Consider the following 10,460-nt stretch of genomic DNA (forward strand, 5'->3'; position numbering starts at 1 on the left):
GTTGCAGTGCACCTGATTGCAGCTCAGGTCACATCACTTGTCCGGACAAGGTTGATGAGGTCTGAGAGAATGGTTGCAGACGCCATCTATCCCGGAGCGGAGTATCCATGAACCACCCGACGAAGACGACGTTGCCCGGTATCGGCTTGCGGTACGACCTGGTCACCGACGCCGGCAAACACGTCTCGGTGGTGGTGCACAACGACGGGCGCCGGTTCCTCGGCTTCCACAATCCCGAGGACGACGACGAGTGCCAGGCCAGCGTCCCCTTAGGCCAGGACGAGGCGGCCGCGCTCGCGGGTTTGCTGATCCCGGAACCGCTCGACCCGGTCCGCGGTGAGATCGAGATCGACCTGGTCACCGAGCACATCCCGGTCACCGCCAAGTCGCCGTACTCCGGGCGGACGCTCGGTGACACCCAGGCCCGCAGCCGGACCGGCGCGTCGATCGTCGCGGTCCTGCGCCGCACCGGGGCGACGCCGTCGCCGACGCCGGACTTCCGGTTCGCGACCGGCGACACGCTCGTCGTGGTCGGCACCCGCGAAGGTGTGGACGCCGTGGCCGACCTGATCGCCGAGGGCTGAGCATGCACGAGAACATCACTGCCCTGCTGATCGAGCTGGGCGCGGTCATCCTTGCCCTCGGCATCCTCGGCCGGATCGCCGGCCGGCTCGGGTTCTCGCCGATCCCGCTGTACCTGCTGGCCGGGCTCGCGTTCGGGCACGGCGGCCTGCTGCCGCTGGCGGCGAGCGAGGAGTTCGTTGCCACCGGCGCCGAGATCGGCGTGATCCTGCTGCTGTTGCTGCTCGGACTCGAGTACACCGCGTCGGATCTGGTCGGCACCTTGAAGACGCAATACATCTCCGGCGCGGTCGACTTCCTGCTGAACGCGTTGCCCGGTGCGGCTGTCGCGTTGCTGCTCGGCTGGGGCCCGGTGGCGGCAGTCGCGCTGGCCGGCGTCACGTGGATCTCCTCGTCCGGCGTGATCGCGAAGGTCGTCGGCGATCTCGGACGGCTCGGCAACCGGGAAACGCCGGTGGTGCTCGGGATCCTGGTGCTCGAGGACCTGTCGATGGCGGTCTACCTGCCGATCCTCACCGCGCTGCTGGCCGGTGTCGGACTGGCCGGCGGGAGCATGACGCTGCTGATCTCGCTCGGCACGGTCAGCGTCGTGCTGTTCGTCGCGCTCCGGTACGGGCGGGTGATCAGCCGCGCGGTCTCCTCGGACAACCCGGAGATGCTGCTGCTCGTCGTCCTCGGCCTGACGCTGCTCGTCGCGGGGATCGCACAGCAACTGCAGGTGTCGGCGGCGGTCGGCGCGTTTCTGGTCGGGATCGCGTTGTCCGGCGAGGTGGCGCACGGCGCCCGGAACCTGCTCAGCCCGCTGCGGGACCTGTTCGCCGCGGTGTTCTTCGTGTTCTTCGGCCTGAGCACGGATCCGGCGAAGATCCCGCCGGTGCTGGCGGTCGCGTTCGGACTGGCGATCCTCACCGGGCTGACCAAGATCGCCACCGGCTGGTACGCCGCCCGGCGCGCCGGTATCTCGCCCGCGGGTCGCTGGCGGGCCGGCGGGACGCTGGTCGCGCGCGGCGAGTTCTCGATCGTCATCGCCGGCCTCGCGGTGGGTGTCGAGCCGAAGCTCGGCCCGCTCGCCACGGCGTACGTCCTGATCCTCGTCATCCTCGGACCGGTCGCGGCCCGCTACACCGAGCCGATCGCCCGCCGCCTGACCCGTAAACCGCGGCAGCCGACCGACGCCCCGGCCGCGGAGCGTCTGGACGACACAGCCACGGTGCCTTCGTCCCCCACAAGCTGATCGGCGACAAGGGCCTCAGCGTGCGCGGATTCCGGCGGCTGCCCGGGCGACGGTCTCGGCGATCCGCCGTGCTCGCGTCTCCGGGCGCTTCGCGAGGGTGATCCATTCGAGGATCGCGCGGCGGGTGGACGGTGGGAAGGCGCGGAACTGCTCGTCCGCCTGCGGGTCGGCCGCGAGCGCGGCCTGCAGGTCGGGCGGGACGATCAGGTTCTGCGCGTCCGCCAGCAGGTCCCACGTGCCGGTCCGCCGGGCGTGCGCCACCAGCTCCTCCCCCGGCCCGCGCATCAGGCCGGCCGCGGTCAGCCGCTCGACCCGCTCGCGGTTCACCTTGCTCCAGGTGCTCCGCGGGTTCCGCGGCGTGAAGCACTGGTACGTCGTCCGCTCGTCGCGCCGGACCGTCTTGCTGTCGATCCACCCGAAGCACAACGCGTGCTCGACCGCGGCCGCGAGGTTCAGGCCGTCTGGCTCGCGGTGCACCACGAGCCAGACGGATCGTTCACTCCGGCCGTTGGCTTCCAGCCAGGCACGCCACTGGTTCGCATCCACGCAGTCCAAGGTCTCCATGGGACCAGCTTGCGCCGGATAAGTGCTCATCCAATGAGCAGTTTTTCTCCACGTTCGTGCGCGAGCAGCGCCCGCTTGCGCTCGATGCCGCCGCCGTACCCGGTGAGACTCCCTGTCGATCCGACCAGCCGGTGGCACGGGACGATGATGCTGACCGGGTTCTTCCCGTTGGCCAGTCCGACCGCGCGGGCCGACTGCGGCTTCAGCCCGAGGTCCGCGGCGAGACCGCCGTACGTCGTGGTCACGCCGTACGGGATGTCCTGGAGAGCGGCCCAGATCTGGCGCTGGAACTCCGTCCCACTCAGGAGCAGCGGTACGTCGAAGGTCGTGCGGCCGTGGTGGAAGTACTCGTCGAGTTGCTCGGCCACCGCGGACAGGGCGGAGTCGTCACGATCGCCGAACCTGGTCCGATCGGGGCGGTACCGCTGTTTGTCCATGAACAGGCCGGTCAGCTCGCCCGCGTCGGTGCCCACCAGGGTGAGCGGACCGAGCGGGCTGTCGACGACGGTGTACGTCACCGGGTGGACTCCCACTGCGCGCGGTCGACCCGGTAGAACACGTGCCGGCGCAGCCGATGGCCTTCCGGGATCCGCGGGTGGTCGAAGTCGCCGGGCTCGTCGTGCGTCATCCCGATCCGCTGCATCACCCGCTGGGACGGCAGGTTGGTGGTCGTGGTGAACGACACCACCTCGTGCAGCCCGCCCGGGCCGAACCCGTGCGCGAGCGCCGCGCGGGCCGCCTCGGTCGCATAACCGTTGCCCCAGGCACCTTTCGCGAGCCGCCAGCCGATCTCTACGGCCGGCATGAAGTGCGCCTCGAAGCTCGGCACCGACAACCCGGTGAACCCGATGAACTCACCGGTGTCCCGGACCTCCAGCGCCCACAGGCCCCAGCCGCGCTCGTCGATCAGCGGCCGGTTCCGGTCGATCAGCGCGTCACTCTGCTCGCGCGTCTGCGGCGCCGGGAAGTGCTCCATCACCGCCGGGTCGGTGTTCAGCGCCGCGAACGGTTCCCGGTCGGAATCGCGCCAGTTCCGGAGCAGCAGGCGGTCGGTGGTCAGTTCGGTCATCGTCACTCCGCGGGGATCGTGTTGATCGCGTGGTCACCGGTGGCCCACAGGTACTGCACGGCGTACGCACGCCAGGGCCGCCACGCGCGGGCGTGGTCGGTCAGGAGTTTGGGGGCCTCGGGCAAGCCTAGGTCACGCGCGGCGTAACGGATACCGAGATCGCTGGCCACGAAGGCGTCCGGGTCACCGAGCGCGCGCATCGCGATCGACTCCACCGTCCAGGGCCCGATCCCGGGCAGCGCGGCCAGCTGCTCGCGCGCACGGTCCCAGTCGGCGCCGGCCCCGAGGTCGATCTCACCGGCGGCGAGCGTCGCGATCAGCGTGGTGAGCGTCGTACGGCGGGACTTCGGGAACGCCAGCGTCTCCGGGTCGAGCCCGGCCAGCGCCTGCATCGTCGGGAACAGGTGCGTGAGCCCGCCGGACGCGTCCTCGATCGGCTCGCCGTGCTGCAGGACCAGGCGCTGCGCGTGGGTCCGGGCCGCCGCCGTCGACACCTGCTGCCCGAGCACCGCCCGGACGGCGAACTCCTCGCCGTCGACCGTGTGCGGGACACGTCGGCCCGGGGCCTTCGCGATCAGCGGAGCGAGCACCGGATCGGTGGCGAGCAGGTCGTCGACGGCGACCGGGTCCGCGTCCAGGTCGAGCATCCGGCGGCAACGGCTGATCGCGATCGCGAGGTCGCGCTGGTCGGTCAGCGAGAGCTGGCAGGCGATGTGGTCCGGCATCGGTCGCAGGGCGACGACCCCGTGACCGTGCGGGAGCCGCAACGTGCGGCGGTAGTGACCGTCGCGCCACTCCTCCACCCCGGGCACGCCGGTCGCGATCAGATGGCCGAACAGGTTGTCGGGCGTCAACGGCGCGCGGAACGGAAGCCGGAGCGAGATCGTGCCGGGCGCGGCGGTCGTCGTCCCCCGGCGAGCCCGCCGGCGCAACTCGGTCGGCGCCAGCGCGAAGACTTCCTGAACGGTCTCGTTGAACGTCCGCACGCTCGAGAACCCGGCGGCGAACGCGACGTCCGCCATCTGCAGCTCGCTCGTCTCGATCAGCAGACGCGCGGTCTGTGCCCGCTGCGCACGGGCAAGCGCGAGTGGGCCGGCGCCGAGCTCGGCCTGGAGCTGACGCTGCACCTGACGGACGCTGTAGCCAAGCTGGCCGGCCAGGCCCGGTACGCCGTCGCGGTCGACGACGCCGTCCGCGATCAGGCGCATCGCCCGCGCGACCAGGTCGGCGCGATCGTTCCACTCCGGCGAGCCCGGGCTCGCGTCCGGACGGCACCGCTTGCAGGCCCGGAAACCGGCCTGCTGAGCGGCGGCCGCGCTCGGGTAGAACCGCATGTTCTCGACCTTCGGCGGCACCACCGGGCAACTCGGCCGGCAATAGATCTTGGTCGTCAGCACCGCCGTGAAGAACCACCCGTCGAACCGGGCGTCCTTGGACTGCACCGCGCGGACGCATCGCTCCCTGCACTCGTACACGCCCTCCAGCATCCCTGCCGCCACCGACAGTCGCTAGCGGATTTGCGACCTGGAGGTGGAGGGCCGGTCGCGGGAATGCGACGCGAGGATCCGGTGGCGGATTCTCGCCAGCGTCGGCGGACCCTGGCCGCTGGACTGGAGGACATGAACGAACTGATTGGCAAGAAGGCCCTGGTGACCGGCGGCAGCCGCGGGATCGGCGCGGCGACGGCGGTGGCCCTCGCGGAGCGCGGAGCGGACGTCGCGATCACGTACAACTCGTCGGCGGACGCCGCGGCCGCGGTGGTGAAGGAGATCGAGGCACTCGGGCGGCGCGGGTTCGCGTACGCCGTCGACTCGGGTGACGCGGTCGCGGTCGCGGACGGCGTCCGCCTGGCCGCGGAAGCCCTGGGCGGGCTGGACATCCTGGTCAACAACGCCGGCGTCGGCGCGATCGCCCCGATCACCGATCTCGCGCCGCAGGACGTCGACCGCGTGCTCGCCGTGAACATCCGGGGCGTGTACGCCGCCACGCAGGCCGCCGTACCGCTGCTGTCCGACGGGGCCCGCCTCATCCACCTGGGCAGCTGCGCGGCCGCGCGCGTGACGAGCCCCGGGATGACGCTGTACGCGATGAGCAAGGCCGCGCTGGTGGGCCTGAGCAAGGCGCTCGCCCGCGAGCTCGGCGCGCGCAACATCACCTCCAACGTCGTCCAGCCCGGGCCGACTGACACCGACATGAACCCGTCCGACGGCCCGTTCGCGGCGCCCCAGATCGCCGACCTGGCCCTCGACCGCTTCGGCACCCCCGCCGAGGTGGCCGCCGCGGTCGCCTACCTGTCCGGCCCGCACGCCGCGTACGTCACCGGCACCGAGCTCACCATCGACGGCGGCCACACCGCCTGACCCAACGACACCCGCTTCTGTCGGCAGGTGGGGTTAGCGTCGGGTGGGTGAAGTTTTCGGTGACGGTGGGGGCGGTGGGGGTCGGGCGGGATCCGCGCGGGCTGGCGGAGCTTGCTCGAGTGGTGGAGGACTCCGGGTGGGACGGGTTCTTCCTGGAGGACTACCTCGTCTACCAGGGAGACGCGTCCCACCCGACGTACGACCCGTGGATCTGTCTGGCCGCCATGGCGATGGCCACCGAGCGGATCCGGATCGGGACGACCGTGACTCCACTGCCCCGGCGCCGGCCGTGGAAGGTGGCTGCCGAGGCGGTGGCGCTGGACCATCTGTCCGGTGGCCGGATGATCCTCGGAGTGGGCATCGGGGATCCCGGCGATCCGTTCCTGGAGGCCAACAGCCCGCGGGTCCTGGCGGAGATGCTCGACGAAGGGCTGGCGATCATCGACGAGCTGTGGACGGGCCGGCCGGTGACCTTCCGCGGGAAGCATTACACGCTGGAGAACGCACAGCTGACGGCGCGGCCGGTGCAGGCGCCGCGGATACCGATCTGGGTCGGAGGCAACTTTCTGGTGCCCGCGGTGCGGCGGCGGATCCTGCGGTGGGACGGATCGTGTGCTTACAAAGGCAGTACGGACGCACCGCAGCAGATCACGCCCGATGATGTCGTCGGGCTGTTGGCAGCGGGCGCATCCGACGTGAAGGTGAGTGGCGGGGACCCGAGCGCGTTCGCGGCGGCGGGTGCCACGTGGTGGGGGCGGTGGATCGCGCCGATGCCGGCGGACGAGACCCTGGCGATCGTGCGCCAGGGGCCGCCGGCGCTCTGAACCGTTGACAGCGCGACCGCTCCGGTGCAGACTGCGGATGTTTTTAACGTTCAAAACCCCCGTGGGAGGTCGCTGTGGCTACCTTGAAGCAGGTTGCCGCCCACGCGGAGGTCTCCGTGCAGACGGTGTCGAACGCGCTGAACGCTCCGCACCGCCTCCGCCCGGACACGCTCGAACGGGTGAACCGCTCGATCGAGCTGCTCAACTACCGGCCCAATCGTAACGCCCGTAGTCTGCGCACCAGCGCGGTCGAACTGATCGGGTACTGCGTGCCGAGCTGGCCGAACCAGACGCACCTGGTGATGGACCAGTTCCTGCACGCGCTGTGCGCCGCCGCGGAACGCACCGGCCGGCACATCCTGCTGTTCACCGCACCGGGCGGCGTCGACGGCATGCCGACGTACGACGACCTGCACGCGCGCCGGCTGGTCGACGGGTTCGTGCTGTCGCAGACCGAGACGCACGACCCGCGGCACGGGTGGCTGAAACAGCAGGGCATCCCGTTCGTCAGCTTCGGCCGGGTGTGGAAGGAAACCACTCAGCCCGGTGCATGGGTCGACGTCGACGGTGCCGCCGGCTCCGCGACGGCGGTCCGGCACCTGCACGCGACCGGCCGTCGCCGGATCGCGTTCCTGGGCTGGCCGAAGACGTCGGGCCTGGCCGAGGATCGGGCCGGCGGGTGGCGCGACGCGTGCAACGACCTCGGGCTGCCGACCGCCGGGCTGGCGGTCCGTTGCCGCGAGGACACCATCGAGGACGGCGCCCGCGCGACCGCGCGGCTGCTCGACGACGACGGCGCCGTCGACGGGATCGTTGCCCTGAGCGACATCCTCGCGCTCGGCGCGCTCCGCGAGCTGACCCGCCGCGGTCTCGCTCCCGGCCGCGACGTCGGCGTCACCGGCTTCGACGACTCGCCGCTCGCGGAGGTCGTCTCCCCCGGCCTGACCAGCCTCCGGCAACCGATGGACCAGATCGCCGAGGAGCTGATCACGATCCTGACCGGCGGGCCTGGTGAAACCGCACGCGCCGGACGTCTGTTGCAACCGGAACTGGTGATCAGGGGCAGCTCGGCCCCTGGCTGATTTTCGGCGCTTCTCCCCGGGCGCCGCGAGAAGGAGGAACCGCCATGACTCCCTATCCGACCAACCGAAGTAGCTCCGCCCCGCCCCGAAGCAGACCGGCCCGCCGGACCGCCGGGATCGCTCTGCTGGCCGCCGCGACCGTTCTGGCCGGCACCGCCTCCGCGATCGCCGGACCGGCCGCCGGGTCCTCGACCACGACCGCCGTCGCCACCGGCGGGTCCGAACTCTCCGAGACCACGCGCCTGACCGATCGCCGCTCGCTGGTCGTCGGCGACCGGGCCTACGCGATGGGCGACGAGTCCGGCCTGTACCCCGCCGCCGGGTGGCACGTCCGCGGCGAGATGGGCGGCTTCTGGTCGCAGCCGATCAAGCTCCTCGACGGCATCTGGTTCGGCCTCGACGGGAACTGGCTCGGCAAGCAGATGCCGGCCGCGAAGTACACCAGCGGGCACGGTTACAGCCGGATCGACTACTCCGGCGCGGTGAACGTCCGCCGTACCGACTTCGTGCCGGACGGCATCCGCGCGACCCTCGTCGGTCTGACCCTCAGCTCGAGTACGGCGAAGACGGTCAAGCTCGACGTCGACGCGCACTCCGAACTCATGCAGTCGTACCCGTGGGGCTGGACCACGCCGAGCGCCGCCGACGCGAACCTCCCGGACACCGGCGACTTCACCGGCAGCGCACTGCGCTTCCGCGAACAAGGCACCCCGACATACCCGAACGCCGCCGCCCACGACTACGCCGCGTTCGTCGGATCGTCCCTGCGTCCGTCGGACCACCAACTCGGCCCGGATCACCGCGGACCGCAGAGCCCGGCGGTGATCTGCCCGGCCGACGGTACGACACCCGCGCGGTGCGACGACTCGCTCGTCGGCAAGGGCACGGGCGGCCGGCTCACCTACGACGTATCGCTCGCGGCCGGACAATCGAAGACCATCTGGTTCGCGGTCGCCGGATCCGATCAGGGCAGCGGCGCCGCGGAACGCGAGTACGGCAAGGCCTTGAGCAACCCGGAGAAGTTGCTGCGGGCAAAGACCTCCGCACGGCAGCAGATCGACGCGCAGTCCGCAGTGGACCTTCCTGGTGACCGGCTGCTGCAGCAGAGCGTCGAGTGGAGCAAGCAGAACCTCGCGGACTCGGTCCAGGAGGCGCGCAACCTGCGGATCCGGGACGTGAACGAGGGCAAGGACTACCCGGCACCGGTCGGGACCGTGCCGGCCGCGCGCTGGTTCGGCGCCGGCTTCCCGGACTACCCCTGGCTGTTCGCGACCGATGGCGAATACACCGCGTTCGCGGCCGTCGCGGCCGGTCAGTTCGACACGGTGAAGGAACACCTGCGCGCCCTCCGCGACGTCAGCGACCTGCTCAACCAGCGCAGCGGCAAGGTCGCGCACGAGGTGACGCCGACCGGTGACGTGTACTTCGGGTCGAACCAGAGCGCCGGCAACACCGACGAGACGGTCAAGTTCCCGAGCACGGTCGCGCTGCTGTGGCGGTGGACGGGCGACGACAAGTTCCGCGACGAGATGTACGACTTCAGCGTCCGGAACCTGCAGTACGTGTACCGCGAGCTCGACAAGGACAACGACGGCTGGCCCGAGGGCTTGGCGAACGTCGAGCGCGCCGGGATGGGTGTCGAGAAGCTCGACAGCACCGTGTACCTGGCCCGCGGCCTGCGGGACCTGGCCGACCTGGCCGCGTCCAAGCACGACACGAAGGTGCAGCAGTGGGCGACCGCCCGGGCGACCGACCTCGAGTCCCGGTTCGAGGCGCAGTGGTGGGTGCCGGCCGCGAAGGGGTACGCCGACTCGGTCGACGACCCCGCCGATCCGGCGAACGACAACACGCCGATCTTCCAGCGGCACTGGATCGGCGTCACGCCGATGGAAGCGGTGCTGACCCGGCCGGGACAGACCTCGCCGCTCGCGTCGGACGCGCACGCGCGGATCGCCCTCGACCAGCGCGAAACCACCTGCTACACGGGCGAGTTCGGCCTGTTCCACACCGGCACCGGCCCGACGTCGGCCGAGGGCGGCAACCGCGGCGACTCCTGCGACCCGATCGTGTCGCAGGTGCAGAGCGAGCGCAGCATCTTCGGCCTGAACACCTCCATCATGGCCGTTGCCGAGGGCAACTTCGGGCGGCTGGGCACGAAGCAGCAGCAGGTCTACACGACGGGCAACGCACGGATCCAGCTCGACCCGTCGGTCTGGGAGCTGCCCGGCGCGATGCCGGAGATCGCTCCGTCGCCCGACTCCGCGGCGAACATCGGCCGGCCGTTCTACGACCGCTCGATGGCGCTGCAGGCCTGGGGCGCGTACGGGATCCTCTGGCCGGTGATCCACCAGCAGCTCGGCGTCGACCCCGATTTGGGCCACGGCCGGATCGCCGTCGTACCGCAGCTGCCGGAAGGTCAGCAGAAGGTTGCCGGCAGCAATATCAAGGTCGGTCATGGAGCCGTCGATGTGTCGGCACGCCTTACAAACAAGGCGTTGTCGACCGAGGTGACCGTGAAGGGCGTCGGCGCGGCGCTCACGGTCGGCGCCGTACTGCCGAAGGGCGCGACGGTGCGGAGCGTGGCGGTCGACGGTCACGCGGCGACGTACCAGCTCGTCACGACCAGCCGCGGAACGGAGGTCCGGGTGCCGGCGCGCGGTGCGCACACGGCGCTCACCATCACGCTGCAGTGAGTCGGACCTGAGCTGAGCCCTGGCCGGCCGGTGCGCGACCGTTCCGCGCACC

At 70.9% G+C, this 10,460-nt stretch carries 10 protein-coding genes; 6 read left to right on the forward strand and 4 right to left on the reverse strand.

Going from position 1 to position 10,460, the window contains the following annotated elements:
• The first annotated feature begins 107 nt into the window (after positions 1 to 107).
• Positions 108 to 584: a cation:proton antiporter regulatory subunit gene (locus ACWEOO_RS30810; RefSeq protein ID WP_452146027.1), complete on the forward strand. Its 477-nt coding sequence runs from the start codon at positions 108 to 110 to the stop codon at positions 582 to 584.
• A 2-nt stretch (positions 585 to 586) separates the two neighbouring features.
• Positions 587 to 1,816: a cation:proton antiporter gene (locus ACWEOO_RS30815; protein WP_452146028.1), complete on the forward strand. Its 1,230-nt coding sequence runs from the start codon at positions 587 to 589 to the stop codon at positions 1,814 to 1,816.
• 15 nt (positions 1,817 to 1,831) lie between these two features.
• Here ACWEOO_RS30815 and ACWEOO_RS30820 read toward each other — a convergent pair whose 3' ends face one another.
• The 4 genes from ACWEOO_RS30820 to ACWEOO_RS30835 are packed head-to-tail and all read right to left on the reverse strand — an operon-like array spanning position 1,832 to position 4,924.
• Positions 1,832 to 2,380: a YdeI/OmpD-associated family protein gene (locus ACWEOO_RS30820; RefSeq protein WP_452146029.1), complete on the reverse strand. Its 549-nt coding sequence runs from the start codon at positions 2,378 to 2,380 to the stop codon at positions 1,832 to 1,834.
• Positions 2,381 to 2,406: 26 nt separating this feature from the next.
• Positions 2,407 to 2,898, reverse strand: a complete 492-nt coding sequence (locus ACWEOO_RS30825) for a methylated-DNA--[protein]-cysteine S-methyltransferase (RefSeq protein WP_452146030.1) — start codon at positions 2,896 to 2,898, stop codon at positions 2,407 to 2,409.
• The gene (locus tag ACWEOO_RS30830; RefSeq protein WP_452146031.1) at positions 2,895 to 3,449 is read right to left on the reverse strand and encodes a GNAT family N-acetyltransferase; all 555 of its coding nucleotides are present in this window, start codon (positions 3,447 to 3,449) and stop codon (positions 2,895 to 2,897) included. The genes ACWEOO_RS30825 and ACWEOO_RS30830 overlap by 4 nt, the downstream gene beginning before the upstream one ends.
• 2 nt (positions 3,450 to 3,451) lie before the next feature.
• A complete protein-coding gene (locus tag ACWEOO_RS30835; protein WP_452146032.1) occupies positions 3,452 to 4,924 on the reverse strand; it encodes an AlkA N-terminal domain-containing protein in 1,473 nt (490 codons plus the stop codon).
• A gap of 144 nt (positions 4,925 to 5,068) precedes the next feature.
• Between ACWEOO_RS30835 and ACWEOO_RS30840 the strand changes: the two genes are divergently transcribed.
• The 4 genes from ACWEOO_RS30840 to ACWEOO_RS30855 all read left to right on the forward strand — a co-directional run bounded on the left by ACWEOO_RS30840 (position 5,069) and on the right by ACWEOO_RS30855 (position 10,408).
• Entirely contained in the window at positions 5,069 to 5,809 is a 741-nt protein-coding gene (locus tag ACWEOO_RS30840) for an SDR family NAD(P)-dependent oxidoreductase (RefSeq protein WP_452146033.1), read from the forward strand.
• Positions 5,810 to 5,856: 47 nt separating this feature from the next.
• The gene (locus ACWEOO_RS30845) at positions 5,857 to 6,633 is read left to right on the forward strand and encodes an LLM class flavin-dependent oxidoreductase (RefSeq protein WP_452146034.1); all 777 of its coding nucleotides are present in this window, start codon (positions 5,857 to 5,859) and stop codon (positions 6,631 to 6,633) included.
• 74 nt (positions 6,634 to 6,707) lie between these two features.
• Positions 6,708 to 7,715: a LacI family DNA-binding transcriptional regulator gene (locus ACWEOO_RS30850; protein WP_452146035.1), complete on the forward strand. Its 1,008-nt coding sequence runs from the start codon at positions 6,708 to 6,710 to the stop codon at positions 7,713 to 7,715.
• Positions 7,716 to 7,759: 44 nt separating this feature from the next.
• Positions 7,760 to 10,408 carry a glycogen debranching protein gene (locus ACWEOO_RS30855; RefSeq protein ID WP_452146036.1) on the forward strand — a complete coding sequence of 883 codons (2,649 nt, stop codon included), beginning with the start codon at positions 7,760 to 7,762 and terminating at the stop codon, positions 10,406 to 10,408.
• The last annotated feature ends 52 nt before the right edge of the window (positions 10,409 to 10,460 follow it).

It is taken from the genome of Kribbella sp. NPDC004138 (genome assembly GCF_053603655.1).

Excerpts from the sequence above, each read along its gene's own strand:
- ACWEOO_RS30855 (WP_452146036.1), top strand. The coding sequence starts at position 7,760 with ATGACTCCCTATCCGACCAACCGAAGTAGCTCCGCCCCGCCCCGAAGC.
- ACWEOO_RS30830 (WP_452146031.1), bottom strand. The coding sequence starts at position 3,449 with ATGACCGAACTGACCACCGACCGCCTGCTGCTCCGGAACTGGCGCGAT.
- ACWEOO_RS30840 (WP_452146033.1), top strand. The coding sequence starts at position 5,069 with ATGAACGAACTGATTGGCAAGAAGGCCCTGGTGACCGGCGGCAGCCGC.
- ACWEOO_RS30815 (WP_452146028.1), top strand. The coding sequence starts at position 587 with ATGCACGAGAACATCACTGCCCTGCTGATCGAGCTGGGCGCGGTCATC.
- ACWEOO_RS30820 (WP_452146029.1), bottom strand. The coding sequence starts at position 2,380 with ATGGAGACCTTGGACTGCGTGGATGCGAACCAGTGGCGTGCCTGGCTG.
- ACWEOO_RS30810 (WP_452146027.1), top strand. The coding sequence starts at position 108 with ATGAACCACCCGACGAAGACGACGTTGCCCGGTATCGGCTTGCGGTAC.